Origin of the sequence: Tundrisphaera macrotermitis (genome assembly GCF_051175315.1) — a bacterium.
Lineage (GTDB): Bacteria > Planctomycetota > Planctomycetia > Isosphaerales > Isosphaeraceae > Tundrisphaera.
The window spans coordinates 2,728,620-2,754,102 of record NZ_CP195100.1; the positions used below are offsets into that span (position 1 = coordinate 2,728,620).

At 73.8% G+C, this 25,483-nt stretch carries 6 protein-coding genes; all 6 read right to left on the reverse strand.

Going from position 1 to position 25,483, the window contains the following annotated elements:
- From TA3x_RS10985 to TA3x_RS11010, 6 genes are read right to left on the reverse strand one after another with little or no spacing between them, the layout of a single operon-like run.
- Window positions 1-2,181 (reverse strand): ABC transporter permease, encoded by a 2,181-nt coding sequence (locus TA3x_RS10985; protein ID WP_435021123.1) that lies wholly within the window; start codon window positions 2,179-2,181, stop codon window positions 1-3.
- A complete protein-coding gene (locus TA3x_RS10990; RefSeq protein WP_435021125.1) occupies window positions 2,178-3,470 on the reverse strand; it encodes an efflux RND transporter periplasmic adaptor subunit in 1,293 nt (430 codons plus the stop codon). The genes TA3x_RS10985 and TA3x_RS10990 overlap by 4 nt, the downstream gene beginning before the upstream one ends.
- The gene (locus TA3x_RS10995) at window positions 3,467-5,140 is read right to left on the reverse strand and encodes a cyclic peptide export ABC transporter (protein ID WP_435021126.1); all 1,674 of its coding nucleotides are present in this window, start codon (window positions 5,138-5,140) and stop codon (window positions 3,467-3,469) included. The genes TA3x_RS10990 and TA3x_RS10995 overlap by 4 nt, the downstream gene beginning before the upstream one ends.
- Window positions 5,137-10,884 carry an amino acid adenylation domain-containing protein gene (locus tag TA3x_RS11000; protein ID WP_435021128.1) on the reverse strand — a complete coding sequence of 1,916 codons (5,748 nt, stop codon included), beginning with the start codon at window positions 10,882-10,884 and terminating at the stop codon, window positions 5,137-5,139. The genes TA3x_RS10995 and TA3x_RS11000 overlap by 4 nt, the downstream gene beginning before the upstream one ends.
- The gene (locus TA3x_RS11005) at window positions 10,881-14,258 is read right to left on the reverse strand and encodes an amino acid adenylation domain-containing protein (RefSeq protein ID WP_435021130.1); all 3,378 of its coding nucleotides are present in this window, start codon (window positions 14,256-14,258) and stop codon (window positions 10,881-10,883) included. The genes TA3x_RS11000 and TA3x_RS11005 overlap by 4 nt, the downstream gene beginning before the upstream one ends.
- Entirely contained in the window at window positions 14,255-25,483 is an 11,229-nt protein-coding gene (locus TA3x_RS11010) for an amino acid adenylation domain-containing protein (protein ID WP_435021132.1), read from the reverse strand. The genes TA3x_RS11005 and TA3x_RS11010 overlap by 4 nt, the downstream gene beginning before the upstream one ends.

Consider the following 25,483-nt stretch of genomic DNA (forward strand, 5'->3'; position numbering starts at 1 on the left):
TCACTCGTAGCGGAGGGCCTCGATGGGGTCGAGCCGCGAGGCGCGCCAGGCGGGGTAGTAGCCGAAGGTGAGGCCGACGGCGGCCGAGATCGTGACCGAGGCGACGAGCGCCAGGGGGGACGGGTCGGTGGGCCACTGGGCGAGGACGCGGACCAGGATCGACGAGCCCCGGCCGACGATGATGCCTGCGACGCCGCCGAGGAGGCAGAGCATGGTCGCCTCGACCAGGAACTGGCGGAGGATGTCGCGCGGGCGGGCGCCCACGGCCATCCGGAGGCCGATCTCGCGGTAGCGCTCGGTCACGGACACCAGCATGATGTTCATGATCCCCACCCCGCCCACGACCAGGGAGATCAGGGCGACGCAGACCAGGAGGCCGGCCACCAGGCCGACCGTGCCGTGGACCGCCTCGATCACCTCGGTGAAGTCCTGTACCGAGAAGTCGTCGTCGTCGCCGTAGGCGATCTTGTGGCGCTCCTGGAGCAGCCGGGTGATCTGGTCCATCGCGGCGGGGATCTCGTCGGTCGACGCGGTGCGGGCCAGGATCGAGTCGACGTTGGAGTGCCGTTCCAGCCGGGGGGAGTCGGCGATCTGCATCACCGACGCCACCGGGAAGCTGCTGGCGTCGGAACGGGGGTAGCGGCGGCGGAGCAGGTTGATCTGCTCGGAGATGTCGGTCGGCGAGGCGGCCGGCGTGGCCGGGGCGTGGCCCCCGCCGCCGGAGGCGCTCACGCGATACTTGAGGGTCGTCCAGGGGGCCAGGAGGATGTCGTCCTGGTCCTCGCCCACGATGTCGGCCCCCTTGCGGCGGAGCACGCCGATCACGCGCAGGGGGACGTCGTTGGTGGTGATCTCCTGGCCGATCGGGGACTCGTCGGGGAACAACTCGCGGGCCAGGGTGTTGCCGATCACGCAGACCATCGCGATGTCGCGGACGTCCTCATCCGTGAATGCGTCCCCCTCGGCCAGGTCTTCCCAGTCGCGGACGCGGAGGAAGCCGGGCGTGGTGCCGAAGATCGTCGAGGGGACCCAGTTGCGGTTGCCCCGGACCACCTGCCCCCGGCCATTGACGATCGGGGCGATGGCCACCACCGACGGGCACTCGCGGAGGATCGCGTCGGCGTCCTCGGGCGACAGCGTCTTGAGGCTGCCGCTGCCCAGGCTCACGCCGTTGCGGGTGGCCGACCCGGCCTGCACCAGCACATTGTCCACGCCCATCTTGGTCAGCGTCTCGCGGATCGCCCGCCACGACCCGGTGCCGATCTCGGCGATGGCGATCAGGGACGCCACGCCGATCACGATGCCCAGGGTCGTCAGGGCCGACCGCAGGGGGTTCCGCCGCAGCGACCGGAGCGACGTGGTGGCGGTCCGCATCATGTCGCGGAGACCGCCCCGGCGGCGGGCCGGCAGGGGGTCGGCGGGCTGGCCCGGGATCGATGCGGCCGCGTCGTCGTGCGGGGGCTTGCGGGCCTCGGCGTCGTCGACCAACCCGTCCCGCATCAGGATGATCCGGTCGGCGTTCTCGGCGACCGATAGGTCGTGGGTGACCAGCAGGATCGTCAGCCCGTCCTCGCGGTTGAGCTGGCGGAACAGGGCCAGGATCTCGGCGCCGGTCTTCGAGTCGAGGTTGCCCGTCGGCTCGTCGGCGATCAGGAAGGCGCAGCGGTTCATCAGCGATCGGGCGATCGCGACGCGCTGCTGCTCGCCGCCGGAGAGCCGCGCCGGCTCGTGGTCGAGGCGATCGCCCAGCCCGACGCGAGTGAGCAGCTCGATGGCCCGCTTGCGGCTGGCGCGATCGCTCAGGCCGTGGGGGGCATACGAGACCGGCATCAGGACGTTTTCGAGCGCCGTGAGCCGGGGCAGGAGGTTGAAGTTCTGGAACACGAAGCCGATCTTGTCGCTTCGGAGGGCCGCCAGCTCGGCGATGGTCCTTTCGGAGATCTCCTCGCCGTCGAGCCGGTAGCGGCCCGAGGTCGGGCGGTCGAGGGCGCCGATCAGGTTGATCAGGGTGGTCTTGCCCGACCCCGACGCCCCCATCAGCGCGACCATCTCCCCCCGGTCCACGTCGAGCGAGACCCCCTTGAGCACGGGGACCTCGACCTTGCCGCGGTAGTAGACCTTGTGGATGTCCGACAGGTGGAGGAAGGCCGTGTCTTCGGCGAGGGTGGCGGCGGTGGTCACGGCTTCGACCCCTCCGACTTCTCGGCCGAGCGGGTGTGGGGGAGGAACGACGAGATGTCGCTCTCCTCGGTGCGGGCGATGCCGATCACGGCCTGGGTGCCCGCGTCCACGCCGTGGCCGCTGACCTCGGTGGTGATCCCGTCGCTGATGCCGACCTTGACCTCGATCGGCCGGACGAAGTCGCCGTTGGCGACCCAGATCCGCGCGGGGCCGTCGTCGGGCCGGTCGGAGCCGTCGGCGGGGTCGCGGCGCTTGGCCAGGAGCGAGCGGACGTAGGCCTCGCGCTCGGATTCGACGACGTGTTCGGGCTTGGGCTGCCAGCGGAGGGCGGCCTTGGGCACGAGCAGGACGCCCTGATGGGCCTCGACCTCGAACTCGACGCGGGCGGTCAGGTAGGGCAGGAGCTTGCCGCCGGGATTGTCGAAGGCGACCGCCACGGTGTAGGTCACCACGTTCTGGACCATGCTGGCGTTGAGCCGGATCTGGGTGACCGTGCCCCGGAAGGTCTCGCCGGGGAAGGCCCCGACCGTGAAGTGCGCCGCCTGGCCGATCCGGATCGAGCCGATGTCGGTCTCGTTCACCGACGCCCAGATCTCCATCCGGCCCAGGTCCTTGGCGATCAGGAACAGGCTGGGGGCGTTGAGGCTGGCGACCACGGTCTGGCCGATGTTGACGCGGCGATCGAGGATCACCCCCTTCACCGGCGACTGGATCGTGGTGTAGCCGAGGTTGGCCTCGGCCTCCGCGAGGTTGGCGCGGGCCACGGCGACGCCGCTCTCGGCGACCGCGATGGCGGTGCGGGCGACCTCGTAGTCGGACTGGGAGTTCTCGACCTCCTGGGGCGGGATCATCCCCGGCCCTCGGGTCGAGAGCCGGCGCGACCGCTCGGCGTTGCGCTCGGACTGGCGGAACTTGACCTGCGCCTGTTCGAGGTCGGCCTCGGCCTTGGCGAGGTTGGCGCGGGCCAGGGCGAGCCGGGCCTTGAAGAGCGAGTCGTCCAGCCGGGCGAGCACCGTCCCCTTGTCGACCAGGCTGCCGTAGCTGATGGTCTTGGCCGGGTCGGTCGGGTCCGCGCCGAAGCTGATGACCTCGCCGGCCACCTGGGCGCCGACGTCGACCACTTCTTCGGGCTCGATCGTGCCGGTGGCGCTGACCGCCGCGCGGATGTCTCCCTTGCGGACGGCCGAGGTGCGATAGCGGACCTTCGGCCCCTGGGCGTCGTGCCAGCGCCAGGCGGCGGCGGCCCCCAGGCTGCCCAGGATCGCGAGGAACAGAAGGGCCTTCTTCATCGGTGCATCTCTCCCGCCCGGGCCGGCTCCAGGGCCGCGTGCGGCCCCCCGTCCTCGCCCGGGTCGACGCCGATCCGTCCGTCCCGGAGGCGGACGATCCGGTCGGCGACGTCGTGGTAGGTCTCGTCGTGGCTGATGACCAGGAGCGCCTTGCCGGCGGCCCGGAGGTCGGGCAAAATCTCGCGGTAGAAGGCCTGCTTGAACCGCCAGTCCTGATTGGCGGCCCACTCGTCCAGGACCAGGACCGGGCGGTTTTCGAGCAGGGCGGAGAGCAGGCCGAGCCGCCCCCTCTGGCCCTGCGACAGGTCGGTCGTCGAGTACGACTCCCCCTCGAACCGGACCCGTTTGCCCAGGCCCATCCGGGCCAATCCCTCGGCGGCCTCGGCCTCCAGCCCCGGCCGTTCCTGGCCCCAGAGCCGGCGGAGCAGGTGGCCGTCGGCGAAGATCACGGTGAACAGGTCGCGATACCCGGCGCGTCCGGCGTCGTCGACCGGGCGGCCATCGACCCGGATCGATCCGGTGCGCGGGGCATACAGCCCGGCCAGGATCTTGACCAGCGTGGTCTTGCCGCTGCCGTTGCCGCCGGCCAATAGCACCAATTCACCAGGACGGAGGACGAGGTCGACCGGGCCGAGCGCGAAGCCGGGCTCGCCGTCCTCGCCGGGGTAGTCGTAGGTCACGCCGTCCAGCTCGATCGACGTGCGGAGGGCCGGCACGGGCGCGGCGGGGTCCTCGGCCGCGTCGGCGGAGAGGGTGGGCAGGAGGGCGTCGATCCGCCGGAGCGAGGCCCGGGCCCGGCCCAGGGTCGGGATCCAGGTGATCAGGACGTCGAGCGGCCCCATGATGTACAGGACCACCAGCATGGCCCCGGCCAGGGTCGCCCGGTCGAGCGGGTGGAACGCCGGCAGGACGAAGGTGAGGAACCCGAGGAACCCGAAGAACGACAGTTCGCCCCACCCTTCGGCCAGCGCGAAGAAGGTCTGCCCGCCCACGGCGCGGTCGCGGACCTCGGCGGCGGCCGGCTCCAGCCCGCCCGAGAGGAACGCGGCGGAACGGGCCCGGCTCTGCTTCAGCTCGCGGAAGCCGTCGATCAGGGTCGAGAAGTGGTTGACCAGCGAGTCCTGCCCCGACCTCGCGGCGTAGAGTTGCCGCATGGCCGGGCCGGTCAGCGCCAGGTACGAGCCGACGCCCACCGCCGCGAAGGCCACGCCGCAGGCGAGGATCATCGGCGACAGCCACCCGGCATAGAGCAGGCACAGCGCCACCAGCGGCCCGTTCAGGCAAATCTGGGGGATGCCGACCAGGGCGTTGGACACGACCATGGTGTCCTCGGTCAAAACCGCGAGCAGCCCGCCCTTGTCCAGCGCCTCAAACCGATCCAGGGGGAGGCCGAGGATCTTGCGGCAAAGCTGGATGCCGAGCGACGTGACCGCCCCCTGGCCCAGCCGCGCCATCGCCCCCTGCGCGATCACCCGCGAGCCGGCCACCACCACGCAGAGCGCGGCGAATGCCGGGCCATACCACCGGGGCAGGCTCGCCGCGTCGTCGCCGAGCGCCCGGTGGAGCATGGTCAGCAGCGTGACCGCCCCGGCCCCGCCCACGGCGGCCGCGACGATCGACAGGACGACCACCCCCCGCGACGCCTTCATCACGAACCCGAGCAGGCTCATCCCCGTGCCGTCCCTTCCGCGATGGCCCGGCCGATCAGGCCGGCGACGGTCGCCAGGTTCGGCTCCCGGAGCAGCGTGTGGTGGTCCGCGTCGATGTCGTGGATCGCGATCGGCCCGGACACCACCGCGTCCCAGCCCAGCGCGCCCCGGCCCCGATTCTCGGCCGAGCGGATCAAGGTCATCGGGCCGGGATAGGGTTGGGGCTTGTAGGCGTTGATCGCCCGGTAGTGGTGCCGGAACAGGTTGCGGAGCCGGTCGGTCTGCTCCGGGGTGAGGCGGTTGCGGATGTCGTCCTTGCCCCACCCGGCGCGGGCGATGTCGCGGTCGAAGGCGGCCTTGAGGCCCGCCTCGGTGCTCGGGGCGAAGTTCGGCCCGGGCACGACCATGTCGATCAGGATCAGGGTGGCGACCTCCTCGCCGGCCTCGCGGAGCCGCTGGGCCATCTCGAAGGCGATCGCCCCGCCCATCGACCACCCGCACAGGTGATAGGGCCCGGATGGCTGGCGGGCCCTCATCTCGGCGAGGTAGCGATCGGCCATCACGCCGATGTCGTCCAGAGGGGAGGTCCCGGCGTCGAGCCCGAGGGCCTGGACCGCGATCACCGGCCGCTCGGCCCCGACCAGCCCGGCCAGGCCGTGATAGCTGAGGATCCCCCCGCCGGCGGCGTGGATGCAGAACAACGGGTCCCCCGCGCCGCCCGACGCGAGGTGGACCAGGTGGGTCCATTGGCGGGGTTTGTCGTCGCCCCGGATCAGGGCGGCGAGTTCCTCGACGGTCGGCCCCTGGATCAGGTCGGCCAGGGCGACCCGGCGGCCGAACCGCTCCTCGACCTGGGTGAGCAGCCGGACCGCCAGCAGCGAGTAGCCGCCGACGTCGAAGAAATCGTCGTCGATGCCGACCCGGCGCCCGCCGAGGATCTCCTCCCACAGCGACACCAGCCCGGCCTCGATCGCGTCGCGAGGGGGCTGGACGCCGTCGGGCCGGGCCTCGGCGTCGGGCGTCGGCAAGGCCTGGCGGTCGACCTTGCCCGAGGGCGTGATCGGCAGGGCGTCCAGGATCACGAACGACGACGGGACCAGGTGCCGGGGCAGGCGGGATTTGAGGTCCGACCGGAGCGTTTTGGGATCGAGGTCGGAGCCCGCCGCGTAGGCGATCAGGGCCCCGTCGCGGACGATGACGGCGGCCTCGCGGACGTCGGGCCGGGCCAGGAGCGCGGCCTCGACCTCGCCCGGCTCGACCCGGAAGCCGCGGACCTTGGCCTGGTCGTCGACACGGCCCAGGAATTCGAGCACCCCGTCGGCCCGCCAGCGGGCGCGGTCGCCGGTGCGATACAGGAGGGCGCCCGGGCGATCGCCGAACGGGTCGGGCACGAAGGCGGCGGCGGTCTGGCCCGGCCGGCCCAGGTAGCCCCGGGCCACGCCCAGCCCGCCCAGGTAGAGTTCCCCGGGCATCCCGACCGGCACCGGATGGAGGGCCGGATCCAGGACGTAGGTCGTGGCGTTCGCGATCGGCCCGCCGATCGGGATCGGCCCCGGGACATGGCCCGGGCCGGGCTCGAAGGCGGTGGCAATCACGGTCGCCTCGGTCGGACCATACGTGTTGATCCAGCGGACCCGGTCGCCGGCCATCTCGCGCCAGGGGCCGAGCATCGCCGCCGACGCCTCCTCGCCCCCGACCACGACCAGCCGCAGGCACCCCGGCAGGGCCTCGCCCGACGCGTGCTGCGCCTTGACCCAGGCATGCCAGAACGCGGTCGGCAGGTCGAGGACCGTGACGCCCGCCTCGGCGACCTTCGCGGCGAACCGGGCCGGGTCGAGGAAGCCGTCATCGCGGAGCACCACCGCCGCGCCCGAGAGCCAGGCGGGGAAGATCTCCTCCACGGCGATGTCGAAGCTCACCGAGCAGAACTGGAGCACCCGGTCCCCGGCCCCCAGGCCGAACAGCCGGGCCGCCGCCAGGTTGTGATTGAGCAGGTTCCGATGGGTGACGACCACACCCTTGGGGGTGCCGGTCGAGCCCGACGTGTAAGAAACGTAGGCTGCCTGGTCGGGCGAAAGGCGGACGTCGGGGGCGTGTGGCTTCTCCCTGGCGATCGCGGCGGCATCCCGGTCCAGGTCGATCGTCGCGACCCCCTCGGGCGGGGCGAGCCGGCCGTCCGGGGCGATCAGGGCGGCCACCCCGGCGTCGTCGAGCATGAACCGGAGCCGCTCGGCCGGATAATCCGGGTCCAGGGGCACGTAGGCCGCGCCCGCCTTCAGGGTCGCCAGCAGGGCGACCATCTGGCCGGGCGACCGGGGCAGGCAGATGCCGACCCGCGACTCGGGGCCGACCCCCTTGCGGATCAGGTGGCGGGCCAGGCGGTTGGAGATCTCGGACAGTTCGCGATAGGTCCACGACGCGTCGCCGGAGGCGACCGCCACCGCGTCGGGCGTCCGGCGGGCCTGGGCGTCGATCAAATCCGGGACGGATGCGTCGGGCAGGTCGGCGGCGGTCCGGTTCCACTCATGGACGACCCGCGACCGCTCGGCCGGGGTGAGCAGTTCCGGCGCGGAGACCTTGAGGGCCGGGTCGGCGACCAGCGCGGCGAGCAGGGTGGTGAAGTGGCCGATGATCCGGTCGGCGGTCGCCTCGTCGAACAGGTCGGTGCTGTATTCGAGCGACCCGCCGAAGCCGTCGTCCCCCTCGGCCATGCCCAGGGAGAGGTCGAACTTGGCGGTGCCGCTGCCCCCGCCCGGGGCGTCGAGCGCGGACAGCTCCAGGTCGCGGCGGCCGGCCTCGGGCATCTGGTTGTTCTGGAGGACGAACATGACCTGGAACAAGGGCGTGCGGCTCGGGTCGCGCCGGGGTCGGAGCGTCTCGGTCAGCACGTCGAACGGCAACTCCTGATGCTCGAACGCCCCGAGGGCGGTCTCGCGGACCCGGGCCAGCACGTCGCGGAAGCTGGGGTCGCCCGACAGGTCGGCCCGCAGCGTCAGCATGTTGATGAAGTAGCCGATCAGCCCCTCGACCTCGGCCCGGTTCCGGTTGGCCGACGGCGACCCCACGGCGAAGTCGGCCTGGCCGCTGTACCGCGACAGGAGGACCTGGAAGGCCGCCAGGAGCGCCATGAACGGCGTGACCTGCTCGCGGCGGCACAGCTCGCGGACCGACTCCGACAGTTCGGGCGACAGGGCGAAGCCCCGGAGGCCGCCGCGGCCCGAGCGGACCGGGGGCCGGGGCCGGTCGGTGGGCAGCTCCAGCGCGGGGAGGCCGGCCAGGCGTTCGGTCCAGTAGCCGATCAGGCCATCCAGGAGCCCGCCCTTGAGCCGTTCGTGCTGCCAGTGGGCATAGTCGGCATACTGGACGGGCAGGGGAGGCAACGGCGACGGCCGGCCGTCCCGGATCGCCTCGTACAGGGCCGCCAATTCGCCGGCGGCGACGCCGAACGACCACCCGTCGGTGATGATGTGGTGCATGGCCAGCAGGACGGCGTGGTCGTCCGGGGCGAGCCGGATCAGCCGGGCGCGGATCAGGGGGCCGTCGGCCAGGTCGAAGGGGGTCCGGGCCTGCTCCTCGGCGATCCGCCCGGCCTCGGCGACGCGTTCGGCCTCGGGCAGGTGGGCGAGGTCGACGGTGGGCAGTTCCAGGTCCCATTCCGGGGCGATCCGGGCCATGGGCTGGCCGTCGACGACCGGGAACGTGGTCCGCAGGGCGTCGTGGCGGCGGATCATCTCGCGAAAGCCCAGCAGCAGGGCGTCCAGGTCGAGCGGGCCGGCCACCCGCACCGCCGACGTGACGTTGAACGTCGGCCGGCCCGGTTCGAGCCGGTCGAGATACCACAGCGCCTGCTGGGCGAACGACGGACGGAGCAACGCCCCGGGCTCGCGCGGGACGGGCACGATCGCCGTGTCGGTGCGGTCGCGGCCCTGGGCGCGGAGGCGGTCGACCCGCTCCGCCAGGGCGGACAGGGTGGGTGCCTCGAACAAAGCCCGCAAAGGCAGGTCGACGGCGAACTCCTGGCGGAGCCGGGACACGACCCGCGTGGCCAGCAGCGAGTGGCCGCCCAGCTCGAAGAAGTGGTCGTCGGCCCCGACCCGCTCCACCTGGAGGATCGCGGCCCAGATCGCCGCCAGCTCGGTTTCCGTGGGGGTGCGGGGGGCGACGTAGTCCGACCCGCTCTCGGCGCGGAACGGGCCCATCGCGGCCAGGGCGTCGCGGTCGACCTTGCCGTTGGCGGTCAGGGGCAGCCGGGGCAGGACCACGAAGACCGAGGGCACCATGTAGCTCGGCAGCCGGGAGCCGAGGGCCTGGGCCAGGCTTCGCGCGTCCGGGCTGGCGTCGGTATCGGCCTCGACGATCGCCACCAGCCGGGTGTCGCCCAGGCTGTCGTCGGCGATCACCGCCCCCATCCGCACGCCCGGGCACTCGCCCAGCGCGGCCTCGACCTCGCCGAGCTCGATGCGATAGCCGCGAACCTTGACCTGGTGGTCGATCCGCCCCAGGCACTCCAGCAGCCCGTCGGCCCGCCACCGCCCCAGGTCGCCGGTCCGGTACAGGCGGGCGCCGGGCTCCTTGCCGAAGGGGTCGGGCACGAACCGCTCGGCGGTCAGGCCGGGGCGGTTCAGGTAGCCGCGGGCCACGCCGGCCCCGCCGATGTACAGCTCGCCGGTGACGCCCGGCGGCACCGGCCGCATCCGCGCGTCCAGGACGTACATCCGGGTGGAGGCGATCGGCTTGCCGATGGGGATGGTCGGCCCGTCGGCCTCGCCGCCGACCTGCTGGATGCAGCAGCCGACCACCGTCTCGGTGGGTCCGTATTCGTTGTAGATGACGGTCTCGGGGGCATGCTCGCGCCAGAAGGCGACGTGCTCGGCGGTCAGCGACTCGCCGCCGACGACGAAGGCGCGGGTGCGGCCGGCGACGTCCTTCGGGTCGAGCTGCCGGCCCAGCAGCTGGAGGTGGGCCGGGGTGATCTTCACCAGCGAGTAGTCGCGGTGGTCGCGCAACGCCTGGGCGAGCTGCTCGACGCCGAGCCCCTCGTCGAGCAGATCGACGCGGCGTCCGGCGACCAGGGGGGCCAGCAGCGAGGTGACGGTGAGGTCGAAGGAGGCGGAGGAGTGGACCGGCGAGCCGACCCCCTCGGCCACGCGGTACGCCTTGGCGGCCCAGAGGAGGTAGTTGGTGAGGCCCCTGTGGGCGATCATGGCCCCCTTGGGGCGTCCGGTGGATCCCGACGTATAAATGATGTAGGCCAGGTGGCCGGGGGAGACGGCCACATCGGGCGGCGCGTCGTCGTCGCCGAGTGCGACCGTATCCACGCAGACGACGCGGGCGTCGGAGGCCGGGAGCGTCCCGCGCAACTCCTCCTGGGTGAGCAGGACCGGCGCGTCGGCATCCTCGATCATGAAGGCGATGCGCGAGGCGGGGTAGGCCGGGTCGATGGGGACGTAGGCGCCGCCGGCCTTCAGCACGGCGAGCAAACCGACGACCATCTCGGGGGAGCGTCGGAGGCAGAGGCCCACGCGCACGTCGGGCCCGACGCCGAGGTCGACCAGGCGATGGGCGAGTCGGTTGGCGCGGCGGTCGAGGTCGCGATAGGTGACGTGCCGGCCGGCGTGGGTCAGGGCGACGGCGTCCGGGACGCGGCGGGCCTGGGCCTCGATCATCCGATGGACGGGCGGCGAGGGGCGGCGGGGTGCCGGGGCCTCGGGGGCCCGGCGGTCGGGGCGGGGCAGTGGGGACGGGGGGCGTGCGGCCTTGGTCATTGGGGGGAATCCTCCGGACCCGCGTCGGCCAGCTCGGCGAGCATGGCGTCGAGGTCATCTTCGGATTCGGGGTCGAACCCGTCCTCCTCGTCGGCCGGGTCGTCCCACCGGCCGAGCAGGGCATTCTGCTCGGCCTCGGTGAGCATGGGGAGGTCGGCGACCGGCCGGTCGGGGTCGGCCACGATCGCCTCCAGCAGCGTCCGCAGGTGGCCCAGCATCCGGTCGGCGGTCGCCGGGTCGAACAGGTCGGCGCTGTATTCGAGGGTGGCGTCCAACCCCTCGGCGGTCTCGACCGCGATCAGGGTCAGGTCGTACTTGGCCGTGCCGCTGTTGGTGTCCAGCACGGCGATCTCCAGCCCCGGCGAGCTGGGCACCGCCATCGGGGCGTTCTGGAGCACCAGCATGGCCTGGAAGATCGGCGCCCGGCTGGGGTCGCGGTCGGGCTGGAGCGTGCCGACCAGGTGCTCGAACGGCAGGTCCTGGTGGGCATAGGCCCCCAGCGCCTCGGCCCGGACCCGCCCGAGGAAGGCCCGGAACGTCGGGTCGCCGGACAGGTCGCCCCGGAGGACCAGGGTGTTCATGAAGAAGCCGATCAGCCCCTCCAGCTCGGACCGGGTCCGGCCGGCGATCGGCGACCCGACCGCGATGTCGTGCTGCCCGGTGTAGCGGTGGAGCAGCACCTGGAAGGCGGCCAGCAGGGTCATGTACAGGGTCGCCCCCTCGGCCCGGCCCAGAGCCCGCAGCCCCGCGACCAGCTCGCCGGGGATGGATGTCGTCCGCTGGCCGCCCTTGTCGCCCAGGACGGCCGGGCGGGGCCGGTCGGTGGGCAATTCCAGCGCGGGGACGCCGGCGAGCCGGCCCGACCAGTAGTCGACGAGTTTCTGCAGCGCCTCCCCCCGGAGCCAGTCCGCCTGCCAGGCGGCATAGTCGCCGTACTGGAGGCCCGGCTCGGGCAGGGGGGACGGCTCGCCCAGGCGGGTCGCCTCGTAGATCGCGCCGATCTCGCGGATCAGGACGCCGATCGACCAGCCGTCCGAGGCGATGTGGTGCATGGTCACGCAGGCGACGTGCTCGGCCGCGTCGAGCCGGATCAGGCGGGCCCGGATCATCGGCCCCCGGGCCAGGTCGAACGGGATCCGGGCCTCCTCCGCCACCAGCCGGAGGACCTCGGCCTCGCGGGCCTCGGGGTCGAGCCCGCTCAGGTCGGTCGAAGGCATCGGGATCGGCGCGGGCGGCTGGACCACCTGGAACGGCACCCCGCCGTCGGAGACGAACGCGGTGCGGAGGATCTCGTGCCGCTCGACCACCGCGTCGAGCGCCCGGCGGAGGGCGTCGGCGTCGAGTTCGCCCGTGAGGCGGACGGCGGTCGGGATGTTGTACGCCACGCCGCCCGGCTCCAGCTGGTCGAGGAACCAGAGCTGCCGCTGGGACGACGAGGCGGGCAGGGGGACGGTCCGGTCGACCCGGGCGATCGGCGGGGCCAGCAGCCCGGCGCCCGCCGCCATCTCCTGCTCGATCAGCCGCGACAGCCCGGCGACGGTCGGCGCCTCCAGGAAGCCGCGGAGCGGCGGCTCGACGGCGAACACGTCGCGGAGCCGGGCCACCAGCTGGGTGGCGATCAGGGAGTGGCCGCCGAGGTCGAAGAAGTTGTCGTGGACGCCGATCCGCTCGCGCCCGAGCATCTCGCCCCAGAGGCCGACCAGCGCCTCCTCGACCGGCCCTCGGGGCGGGACGTAGCCGGTGCCGTCGTCCTCGCGGGCCGCGACCGGGTCGGGCAGGGCGTCGCGGTCGACCTTGCCGTTGGCCGTCAGGGGCAGCCGGTCCAGGAGCACGAAGGTGCTCGGGACCATGTATTCGGGCAGCGCCTCGCGGAGCGCCGCGCGGAGGTCGTTGGCGGTCGGGGCGGGCTCGCCGGGACGGGGGGCGACGTAGGCGGCCAGGGCCTTCTCGCCGACCGCGTCGTCGTGGGCGATCACCGCCGCCTCGCCCACGCCGGGCAGGCCGGACAGGGCGGCCTCGACCTCGCCGAGCTCGATGCGATAGCCGCGGACCTTGACCTGGTGGTCGATCCGCCCCAGGCACTCCAGCAGCCCGTCGGCCCGCCACCGCCCCAAGTCGCCGGTCCGGTACAGCCGGGCGCCGGGCTCCTTGCCGAAGGGGTCGGGCACGAACCGCTCGGCGGTCAGGCCGGGGCGGTTCAGGTAGCCGCGGGCCACGCCGGCCCCGCCGATGTACAGCTCGCCGGTGACGCCCGGCGGCACCGGCCGCATCCGGGCATCCAGGACGTACATCCGGGTGGAGGCGATCGGCTTGCCGATGGGGATGGTCGGCCCGTCGGCCTCGCCGCCGACCTGCTGGATGCAGCAGCCGACCACCGTCTCGGTGGGGCCGTACTCGTTGATCAGCACCGTGTCCGGAGCGTGCTCGCGCCAGAAGGCGACGTGCTCGGCGGTCAGCGACTCGCCGCCGACGACGAAGGCGCGGGTGCGGCCCGCCACGTCATTCGGGTCGAGCTGGCGTCCGAGCAATTGGAGGTGGGCCGGGGTGATCTTCACCAGCGAGTAGTCGCGGTGGTCGCGCAACGCCTGGGCGAGCTGCTCGACGCCGAGCCCCTCGTCGAGCAGATCGACGCGGCGGCCGGCGACTAGGGGGGCCAGCAGCGAGGTGACGGTGAGGTCGAAGGAGGCGGAGGAGTGGACCGGCGAGCCGACCCCCTCGGCCACGCGGTACGCCTTGGCGGCCCAGAGGAGGTAGTTGGTCAGCCCCTTGTGGGCGATCATGGCCCCCTTGGGGCGTCCGGTCGATCCCGACGTGTAGATGATGTACGCCAGGTGGCCGGGGGAGACGGCCACATCGGGCGGTGAATCATCGTCGCCGAGTTCGGCCGTATCCACGCAGACGACGCGGGCGTCGGAGGCCGGGAGCGTCCCGCGCAACTCCTCCTGGGTGAGCAGGACCGGCGCGTCGGCATCCTCGATCATGAAGGCGATGCGCGAGGCGGGGTAGGCCGGGTCGATGGGGACGTAGGCGCCGCCGGCCTTGAGCGTGGCGAGGATCGCCACGACGAGTTCGGGGGAGCGTCGGAGGCAGAGGCCGACGCGGGCGTCGGGGCCGACGCCGAGGCCGACGAGGTGGCGGGCGAGGCGGTTGGCCCGCGCATCCAGATCGCGATAAGTCACCGTGAGCCCGGCGTGGGTCAGGGCGACGGCGTCGGGGGCGAGGCGGGCCTGGGCCTCGAACAGGCGGTGGACGGCGGAGGCGTCGGGGCGGGCCCGGGCGGCCTGGGCCTCGGCCTTCTGCTTGAGCAGGCGGGCGACCAGGGCCCGTTTCTCGGCGACCGACAGGCCGGCGTGGGGCTGGGGGTCGGTGGTCATGAGGGGTTTCCTTCTTCGATCTCTCGACGGAGCGCGGCGATGGCCGCGTCGAGGTCGTCGTCCGCGAGGGCGTCGGGCCCGGGCGTGGGGCCCGGATCGCCGTCCCATTCGCGGGCGAGGCGTTGTTGTTCGTCCCGGGAGAGCAGCGCAAGGTCGGCGAGCCGGCGGCCCGTACCCGAGGCGATCCCTTCGATCAGGGCGAGGAAGTGACCGAGCAGGGCGTCGACGGCCGCGCCGTCGTGGCGGCGGGGGTCGAACCCCGCCCAGACGCGGAGCCGTTCGCCCGGCTCGACGGACACGGTCAGGGGGTAACTCGACTGCTCGTGGACCCGGGCGGCCTCGACCCCGAGACGCCCGGCGCGATCGGCGAGTTCGGCCTCGCTCGGCGTGTTCTGCACCACCAGGATGCTCTCGAACAGCGGGGTCCCGGCGGGGAGTTCGCTCCACTGCCGGGCCCGGACCAGCGGCGTATGCTCGAACCGGCGCAGGTCGGCCAGCGTCGCCTGGACGCCGGCGAGCCAGGGGAGGATCTCGGCCTCCTCGTCGACGGCGACCCGCAGCGGCAGGGTGTTGACCATCACGCCGACCATCCTTTCGACCCCGGCCAGGTCGGCCGGCCGCCCCGTCACCGTCACGCCGGAGACGACGTCGGCCCGCCCGGCGTAGCGCGACAGGAGCAATGACCAGGCCCCGTGGATCACGGTGGCCACAGTCAGCCGGGCCGACCGGGCGACCGCGACCAGGCGGGCGGTGGCCTCCGGGCCGAGGGACCGCTCCCGCTCCGCATACGGCGTGCCGGCGGGGACGTCGGGCCGATCCGCCTCGATCCCCCAGGGGGTGGGCGTCCGGAACCCGGCCAGGGCCTTGCGCCAGAAGGCCTCGGCCTCGGCGAGATCCTGGCGGCGGAGCCAGGCGATGTAGTCGCGGAACGGCGGGGCCGGGGGCAGGGCGGGCTCCAGCCCCCGGGCGATCATCTCGTAGGCCGCGACCACCTCGCCCAGGACGATCGGCAGGCACCAGCCGTCGAAGATGAGGTGGTGGCCGCTCCAGGCCAGGGCGTGGAGGTCGTCGCCGAGCCGGGCCAGGGCCAGGCGGAGCAAAGGGGCATGCGCCGGGGCGAAGCCGAGGCGGCGGTCGTCGCGGAGCAACGCGGCCAGCCGCACGTCCTGCTCGGCCGGGTCGAGGCCGCTCCAGTCGAGCCGGGCGATCGGCACGGCGGCCTCGCGGCGGACGACCTGGACCGGGACGTCGTGGTCGGCCCGGTGGAACGAGGTCCGCAAAGCCGGGTGGCGAGCGATCACGGCCTGCCAGGCCCGGGCGAACGCCTCGACGTCCAGCGAGCCCCGGAGCCGGCAGGTGAACTGCTCGACATACGAGCCGGCGTCCGGGGCCATCCGGTCCTGGAAGATCATCCCGGCCTGGACCGGGGAGAGCGGGTAGGCGTCCTCGGCGTCCGGCCCGAACTCGGCGAGCACGGCGGGGAGGTCGTCGAGCAGCGGCTCGGCCGGGGCGTGGGCCGGGGCCGGCTTCTCGTCGAGGGTCGCGGCGGCGAGGTCGGCGATGGTCGGGTGGCGGAACAGCAGGGCCGGGTCGAGCCGCAGCCCGGCGGCGCGGGCCCGCGACACCAGCTGGATGATCAGGACCGAGTCGATCCCCAGCTCGAACAGGTTGTCGGTCACGCCGATGCCGCCCACGCCCATCACCTCGGCGGCGATCCGCGCCAGGGTCGCCTCGGCGGGGGTGCGGGGGGCGACCCCCGCGATCGGCCCGGAGTCGGCGGCGACCTGCGTCTCCGGCTCGATCGCGGCCAGGGCCCGGCGGTCGACCTTGCGGTTGGAGGTCAGGGGCAGGGCGTCGAGGATGCCGAACGAGGCCGGCACCATGTACTCGGGCAGTCCCTGCTTGAGCCGGCGGCGGAGGTCGGCGCCGGCGGGCGGATCCTCGGGGTCGGCCGGCACGACGAACGCCATCAGCCGGCGCTCGCCGGGGCGATCCTCGCGGACCACCACAGCCGCCGCCTTGACCGCCGGGTCGCGGAGCAGGGCGGATTCGACTTCCCCCAACTCGATCCGATAGCCCCGGATCTTGACCTGGGAGTCGGCCCGGCCCAGGATGTCGAGCGAGCCGTCGGGCCGCCAGCGGGCGAGGTCGCCGGTGCGGTAGATCCGGGCTCCCGGGATGGCGCCGAACGGGTCGGGCAGGAACCTTTCGGCGGTCATCGCGGGGCGGTCGAGATAGCCCCGGGTCACCCCGGCCCCGCCGATGTACAACTCGCCGGTGACGCCCGCCGCCAGCGGTTCCAGGCGGTCGTCCAGGACGTACACCGACGACCCCGGGAACGGCCCGCCGATCGGCGCCGGGCGGCCGGGGGGCAGGGCGGACAGGTCCCCCTCGAAGAACGTGGTGTCGATGGTGGTCTCGGTCAGCCCGTAGCTGTTGACCACCCGCGTCCCCGGCCCGGCCAGCCGGCGGAGCCGTTCGTGCAATCCGGCGTGGACGAGATCCGAGCCGACCGCGATCAGCTTCATGAACCCCAGCGTCCCGCCCGTCCGCTCCAGCAAATCGACCAGCCCTTCCACGCCCGCCGGGACGAACTCGGCGCAGTCGACCCGCTCGCGGACCAGGAGATCCAGCAGGACTTCGGGGTCGAGGATCGCCTCGCGCGGGCAGGAGATGAGCGCCCCGCCCGAGCAGAGGGCCCGCGACCAGTCCCCGGTGAACACGTCGAACGCGGCGCCGGCGATCTGGAGGTGGCGGCCGGCCCAGGCGTCGAGGCCGTAGGACTGCTCCCACCCCCGGTAGGCGTTGTCCAGGTTGCGGTGCTCGACCATCACCCCCTTGGGCTTGCCGGTGCTGCCCGAGGTGTAGATGACGTAGGCGAGGTCGCCGGGGGTCGCCAGCGGCGATGGGTTCGTTTCGCGGCGGGCGGCGATCCGCTCGGCGTCGGCGATGAGGTCGACCACCGCATCGGCGGCGATCGGCCCGCTCTGGCCGTCGGTGACGACGATGCCCATGCGGGCGTCGTCGCGAATCTGGGCGAGGCGGGTCTCCGGCAGGCTCGGGTCGAGCGGCAGGTACGCCCCGCCCGCCTTGAGGATCGCCAGCAGGCCGATCATCAGCGACGGGTTCCGCCCCGCGTGGAGCCCGACCAGCACCCCCGGCCCCACCCCGACCGCCCGGAGGTGGTGGGCGAGGCGGTTGCTTTGCTCGTTCAACTCTCGATACGTCAATCGATCCGCGCCGAAGACGATGGCCTCGGCGTCAGGGGTCCGGCGGGCCTGGGCCTCGAAGCGGTCGTGGATGCAGCCCGGGGCGGCGTCCGCGATGAACTGAGGACCGTCGGCCCAGTCGACCAGCAGCTTTTGCCGATCCGCCGCGTCGATCAAAGGCAAATCCGAGAGCAGCCGCGACGGGTCGGCGACGGCGCCGGCCAAAAGGGCCCGGAACTGGGCGAGCAGGCGGTCGGCCGACGCCGGGTCGAACAGGTCGGCGGCGTATTCCAGCGAGAGCGCCAGCCGGCCGTCGCCCACCAGCGCCGTCATGAGGGTGAGGTCGAAGGCGGCCCCGCCGTTGTGCTGGGCCAGCGATTCGAGTGGGAGGCCACCGAGTTCGGTCTCATACCCGGGGATCGCCAGGGCGAACGCGGTCAGCCCCTGATCATCAAGGCGTTGCGACTTCTGGTGGATCAGCAGGACCTGATACACCGGCGCCCGGCTCGGGTCGAACGGGAGGCCGAGCCGGGGGAGCATCGCCGCGAACGGGTAGTCCTGATGCTCCAGCGCCTCGTGGACCACCTTGCGGGAACGGGCCAGCAGGTCGTCGAAGCTGGGGTCGCCGGCCAGGTCGCCCCGCATCGGGATCATGTTGACCAGGTAGCCGACCAGCCCTTCCAGCCCCGGGCGGGTCCGGCCCGCCAACGGCGAGCCGACGATGATGTCGTCCTGCCCGCCCAGCCGGCCGAGCAGCGCCTGGAACGCGGCGAGCAGGGCGGTGTACAGGCTCACGCCCCGCGACCGGGCCAGCTCAACCAGCGAGCCGGCGAGGTCGGCGTCGATCTCCAGGTGCCGCAGCGCCCCGGCCTGGGTCGGCGACGGCGGCCGGGGCCGGTCGGTCGGCAGGGCCAGGGTGGGCAGGGGGCCGGCGAGCTTGCCCTGCCAATAGCCCCAGAGCCGGTCCCCTTCGGGGCCCTTCACGAGTTCGTCCTGCCAGCGGACGAAGTCGGCGAACCGGATCGGCAAAGGTTCGAGCCCGGCCGGCGGGCCGCCGCACTCCGCGCGATAGGCCCGGCCGAACTCGTCCAGGAGGACGGTCGTGGTCCAGAAGTCGGCGACGATGTGGTGGACCACCAGCAGGACGACGTGGTCGCGGTCCCCCCGCGTCCAGAGGCAGACCCGCGCCAGCGGCCCCGCCTCCAGGTCGAACGGGCGGCCTGCCTCGACGTCCCGCAGGCGGGCGATCTCGGCCGGGTCCAGCCCCGACGCCTCGAAGAACTCGACCGCGACGCCCCCCTCGGACGGGTCGAGGACCCGGAGGGCGGGCCGTCCGTCGGGGGCGGGGAAGATGGTCCGCAACGCCTCGTGCCGCGCGGCGACCCGGTCGACGGCCCGGCGGAACGCGGCGGGGTCCAGGCCCGAGAGGATCCGCGCGGCGCCGGCGATGTTGTAGCCGCCCCGGGCCCCGGACAGCTGGTGGGCGTACCACATGGCCTGCTGGGCCAGCGACGGCGTGCCGGCATCCGGACCGCCCGCCGTGACCGACGACGCGGGCGCGGTCGCCGGGCCGAGCGTGGCCTCGGCCAGCCGGGCGATGCTCGGGCCTTCCAGCAGGGTCGTGAGCGGCAGGGCCAGGCCGAGCTGGGCCTCGACGGCGACGTTCAGCTCCATCGCCATGATCGAGTCGAACCCGAGCTGGTTGAGCGGGCGGTCGACGTCGATCTTGTCGGCGGGCAGCCCCAGGATCGCCGCGACCCGGTCCCGGAAGAAGGCGATGGCCGGTCCCCTTCGGCGTTCGGCGTCGAGCCCGAGCCAGGCCGGCAGGCCCGCCCCGTTCCCGTTCGCATGGGCGTTGCCGTTGGCGTGGTGGCCGTTGCCGTTGCGGGACAGCCCCTCGACACTGGCCAGGAACCGGCCCCGCCCGCCCGGGCCGAACGCGGCGGCCAGCCGCTTCCAGTCGGCGCGGACCACGGCGGCCTGGCGGGCCGAGGGGTCGCCGGCCAGCCGGCCGAAGGCGGCGAGGGCGGCGTCGGGGTCGAGCGGCTTGAGGCCGACCAACTGGAACGAGCGATCCCAGCCCGACGCCGAGGCCATCCCGCCGTCGGCCCAGGGCCCCCAGTTGATGCTCAGGCCGGGCAGGCCGAGCGACCCCCGGTGGGCGGCCAGGGCATCCAGGAACTGGTTGGCGGCGGCGTAGTCGCCGGTCCGCGCCGTCCCCCAGACCGAGGCCACCGACGAGTACATGACGAAGAAGTCGAGCGGCAGGTTTCGGGTCGCCTCGTGGAGGGCCCACGCCCCGTCGACCTTGCTCCGGAAGGTCGCCCGCAACCCGTCGGCATCGAGCGGGGCTTCGCCCACGGCGCGGACGACGCCCGCCGTGTGGATCACCCCCCGGACGGCGGGCATGGTCCGGCGGAGCCGGTCGAACAGGGCGGCCACGGCCGGGGCCGAGCCGACGTCGACGGCCTCGGCCGCCACGGTCGCCCCCAGGCGCTCCAGGTCCAGGATGGCGTCAAGTTTCGCCCGGTCGGCGTGGTCGGCGGGCAAAGCGTCCCAGTCGCCCCGGTCGGGCAGGCCGCGGCGGCCGACCAGCACCAGGCGGCGGGCGCCGCGCTCCGCGAGCCATCGGGCGGTCCGCAGGCCGAGCTGGCCCAGGCCGCCGGTGATCAGATACGTCCCCTCGGGCCGGATGGTCGGGCCGGCCGGGGCGGATTCTTCGTGCCCGTCGCGCGGCACCAGGCGGGGGATCAGCCGGCGTCCGCCCCGGAGGGCGACCTGTCCATCGCCGCCGCCCCGGACCAGCAGGCCCGCCAGCGTCTCGGCCTCGTCCGCTTCCCCATCGGGGTCGAGGTCGACCAGCCCGCCCCACAGGTCGGGGCGTTCCAGGGCGATCGACCGCCCCAAACCCCAGGCGGGAGACTGGGCCAGGGCGACGGGTGCCGATGCGTGCCCGGCCGGCTGGGCGCCCCGGGTGACGACCCAGGCCCGGGGCCGGCGCGACCCGCCGTCCGGGCCGGCGACCCGATCCATCAATGCGAGGATGTCGGAGCAGATCCGCGCGGCGGTCGATCCCGGATCGTCCCCCTCGGCGGCATCGAGCGGTCGGAGGTCGACAGTCCCACGAACTTCATCGGACCATTCCGTCTCGCACGACCCGCCCAGGGCCTCGATCGCGACCCGCAACCGGCCCGCGAGCCCCCGTCCGTCGCCCAGGATCAGCCATCGACCGGCGTGGGCCGATCCGTTGAGGTGGACGACTTCCGGGACGTCGGACTCCTGCCAGGCCACTTCGTGGAGTAGGCCGGAGAGGTCGGCCTCGGCCGGGGCTGCAACAGGGGTCGCGACGGGCCGGGCCTCGGTCCAGAACCGCTCGCGTTGCCAGGGATAGGCAGGCAGCCGCACGAGGGGGCCGGCCGGCGGGGCGATCGCGGGCCAGTCCAGGGGCAATCCGCGAACATGGAGGGCGGCCAGCGACCGGAGCAGGCCGCGGCGGGCGTCGTCGTCGCGGCGGATCGAGCCGAGCACGGCGGTCGGGCGGTCGCGGGTGGCCAGCGCCTCGCCCAAAGGGCCGGCGTGGATCGGGTGCGGGCCGACCTCCACGTACGCCTCGTAGGGCCCGTCGGCGAGCGTGGCGATCGCGTCGGCGAACCGGACCGTGTCGCGGAGGTTCCGGCCCCAGTAGTCGGCGTCGAGCGTCGCCCCGTCGCGGGTTTGGCCCGTCACGGTCGAGATGAACGGGATCGAGCCGGCGCGCGGGCGGAGGCCGGACAGGGCCTCGGTCAGCTCCCGGCGGAGCGGGTCCATCTGCGGCCCGTGGAACGCCACGGCCACGTCCAGCGACCGGGCGAAAATCCCCTCGGCGCGGAGGTCGGCCACCAGGGTCTCGACGGCCCCGGGGGTGCCCGACACGGTGGTCTGGCGCGACCCGTTCTCGGCGGCGATGGCCAGCCCGTCGCCGATCCGGCGGCGGACCTCGGCGGCGGGCAGCCCCACGGCGGCGGTCCGGCCCCGGCCCACGGCGCGGCCCATCAGCCGGCCCCGCAGGCAGGCGATCCGCAGGGCGTCGGCCAGGTCCAGCGACCCTGCGACGTGGGCGGCGGCGATCTCCCCCAGGCTGTGGCCCACCACCGCGTCGGGCACCACGCCCCACGACCGCCACAACGCGGCCAGCGCGACCTGGAGCGCGAACTGGTGGGGCTGGGCGAACGCCGGATCCAGGAGCCGTTCGGGCGCGATCTCGCCGGACAACTCGGCCGCCAGCGACCGCCCCTCGCGGGCCATCATCCAGAGGTCGCACGCGTCGTAGGCGGCCCGGAACGCCGGCTCGGCCGCGAGCAGGTCACGGCCTGCGCCGGCCCAGAGCGCCCCCTGGCCCGAGAACACGAACACCACGCCGGGGCGGTTGCCGGGCCGACGCTCGCCGACGGCGAGGTCGGGGTGATCCCGGCCCGCCAGGAAGGCGTCGAGGGCCTCGGCCGGTTCATCCCCGACGATCGCCAGCCGGTGGTCGTGATGCTCGCGCCGCACGGCCAGGGTGCGGGCCAGGCCCTTGCGGTTGCCCATGCTGGGCAGGATCCCCCGCACCCCCTGGGCCATCGCCCGCAGCGCCTCGGGGGACCGGGCGGAGATCGGGAACAGATCCAAACATGATGAATTGAGTTCGGGAGTTTCGATCGGTGCGAGGATCGGGGCGGATGCGAGGACGAGGTGGGCGTTGGTCCCGCCGAAGCCGAACGAGCTGACCCCGGCGAAGTGCGGGGCGTCCCCGACCCAGGCCGCGTCCCGATCGGCCAGCTTGAGCGGGATCGCATCGAAGGGGATGCGCGGGTTGGGCTCGGCGGCGTGCAGGGTGGGCGGGATGGCCCGGCGGCCGAGCATCAGGGCGACCTTGATCAGCCCGGCCACCCCGGCGGCGGCCTCCAGGTGGCCGATGTTCGCCTTGGCCGATCCGATCGGGCAGGGGCGGGCGGGATCGCGGCCCTCGGACAATGCGGAGGCCAGGGCCTTCGCCTCGATTGGGTCGCCCAAAGGGGTGCCGGTGCCGTGGGCCTCGACGTAGCCGATCTGGTCGGGCCGCACGCCCGAGGCCCGCCACGCGGCGCGGAGTACCGCCTCCTGGGCGCGGGGGCTGGGGGCGGTCAGCCCGTTGGAGCGGCCGTCCTGGTTGATCGCGCCGCCCCGGATCACCGCGTAGATCGGGTCGCCGTCGCGGACGGCCTGAGCCAGGGGCTTGAGGACCACGACGCCCGCCCCTTCGCCCCGGACGTAGCCGTCGGCGTCGGCGGCGAACGCCTTGCACCGGCCGTCGGGGGACAGGAACCCGCCCCGGGCGAAGTTGGCGGTGACCTCGGCCGACAGCACGAGGTTCACCCCGCCGGCCAGGGCCACGGTCGCCTCGCCCCGGCGCAGGGACTCGCAGGCCAGGTGGGCGGCCACCAGCGACGACGAGCAAGCGGTGTCCACGGCCAGGCTCGGGCCCCGGAAGTCGAACGCGTAGGAGATCCGGTTGGCGGCGATGCTGGCCGCGTTGCCGGTGATCTCGTAGACGTCGCCCCGGGATTGCGGCGATCGGCCGATCCGGCTGTAGTCGTCGGTGCTGATCCCGACGAAGACGCCGACCGGCGTCCCGGCCAGGCGGTCGGCCGCCAGCCCGGCATCCTCCAGCGCCTCCCAGGCGACTTCGAGCAGGAGCCGCTGTTGGGGGTCCATGCTCGTCGCCTCGCGGGGGCTGATCCCCCAGAACGCGGCGTCGAAGCGGTCGACCACGTCCAGGAACCCGCCCCGCCCGCGTTCGGCGCCAGGAGCGGCCCGGCGGGAGGTCGGGGCCTCGCCCACCGCCTCGCGGCACTCGCTCAGCAGGCTCCAGTAGGCGTCCGGCCCGGACGCGCCCGGGAACCGGCAGCCGATGCCGATGATGGCGATCGGCTCATCCGTCCGGGCCACCCCTTCGGCCGTCGGGTTGGGTTCGTCCTGCTCTCCCGCCAGGTGGCGGGCCAGGTCCTCGATCGTGGGGAACTCGTAGGCCAGCGTCGGCGAAAGCGGGCGGCCGAGCCATTCCTCCAGCTCGCCGGCCAGGGCGACCGCCTGGATCGAGCCCAGGCCGTAGGACGCCAATGGGGCGCGGCGGTCGATCGCCTCGGGGCGGAGGCCGAGCGGGGCCGCGACCCGGGCGGCCAGCCAGGCGGCGATCTCGGCGACCGGGCGCGACGGGCCGGCCTCCGGGGCCTGGATCGCGGCGGGTGCCGGGTCCGATCCGGCCGACGGGCGGGTCCAGGCGGCCACCGCTTCGAGCGAGCCGTCCAGGAACCGGGCGCGGCAGGCGTGCCTCTGGATCTTGCCGCTGGTGGTCCGGGGCAGGCCCATCGCCTTGACGAGGCGTATGGCGTGGACGTCGAGGTCGTGCCCCTCGGCGATCGCCCGCCGGGCCGCCGCGATCACGTCGTCCCCGGCGTTCCCCTTGCCCAGCCGCTCCACTTCCAGGAGGAGGACCAGGCTTTCCTGGCCGTCGACCTCGACCGCCACGGCGGCGGCGCCCCCCATCCGGCCCGACGGGTGGCAGCGCTCGGCGGTGGCCTCGACGTCCTGGGGGTAGACGTTCCGCCCCCGGATGATGAGTAGGTCCTTGATCCGCCCGGTGACGAACAGCTGGCCATCGCGGGCGAAGCCGAGGTCGCCGGTGCGGAGGTAGGGGCCGTCATCCGACCCGGCGATGCGGGCGGCGAAGGTGGCGGCGGTCGCCTCGGGGTCATTCCAGTAGCCGGCCGCGACGCTCGGGCCCCGGGCCCAGATCTCGCCGATCCGGTCGGCGGGGCAGGGCTGGTGGGTCATCGGATCGACGATCGCGACGCCGGGCTCGATCGCGCCGGAGCCGACCAGGGTGCGGGACTTCGGCCCGTCGTCGGGGGCGGGCTCGATCCGGCCGGCGGCCAGCCCGTCGGCGCTCGCGGCGAACAGGGCCGGGCCCGAGGCCGGGCGGCGGCCGGTGACCAGGAGGGTGGACTCGGCCAGGCCGTAGCAGGGGAGGAACGCCTCGCGGCGGAACCCGCAGGGGGCGAACGCCTCGGCGAAGCGGTCCAGGGTCTCCGCCCGGACCGGCTCGGCGCCGTCGTAGGCGACCGCCCACCGGCTCAGGTCGAGGCCCTGTTTCTGCTCCTCGGTCACCTTGCGGGCGCAGAGGTCGTAGGCGAAGTCCGGCCCGCCGCTGATCGTCGCTCCGGCGGCGGCGATCGCCCGGAGCCAGCGCACCGGCTTCTGGAGGAACGCCGTGGGGGCCATCAGGGTGCTGTGGCCGCCGCAGTGGATCGTCTGGAGCACCCCGCCGATCAGCCCCATGTCGTGGAACAGGGGCAGCCAGCAGACCCCCCGGCTCTCGGGGGTCGAGCCGAAGCAGGCCCGGATCGCCGCCGAGTTGGCCAGCAGGTTCCCGTGGGTGACCATCACCCCGCGCGGGGAGGCCGTCGAGCCCGACGTGTACTGGAGGAAGGCCAGGTCATCCCGGCCGACCCCGGGGTCGGACCACGACGAGGCGCGGTCGTCGGGGACGGCGTCGGTGGCCAGGCGGTGCAGCCCCGCCAGGGCGGGGACCTCGGCGGCCCAGCGGTCGGAGTCGGCCAGCAGGCCGGTCGTCGTGAGGATCGCCCGGGGCCGGGCCCCGTCGGCGATCGCCGCCAGCCGGGGCATCGGCCGGTTCGGGCGGGGCAGGTGGGCGGGCACGGCCACGACCCCGGCATACAGGCACCCGAGGAAGGCCGAGATGAACTCCAGCCCCGGCGGCCCGACCAGGAGCGCCCTCTCTCCCGCGACGCCCACCCCCTGCAATGTCGCCGCGATGGCCCGCGCCCGGCGATCGAGGCCGGCGAAGGAGAGCCGATCCTCGGCCCCGCCGCCGATCTCGCCGTCGTGGAGGAACGAGAACGCCGGCGCGTCGGCGCGTTCGTCGGCCCGGAGTCGGGTCAGGGCGACGAACGACGAGAGGTCCCGGGTGGAGGCGTCGGGGGGGTGGTTTTGTCCCAT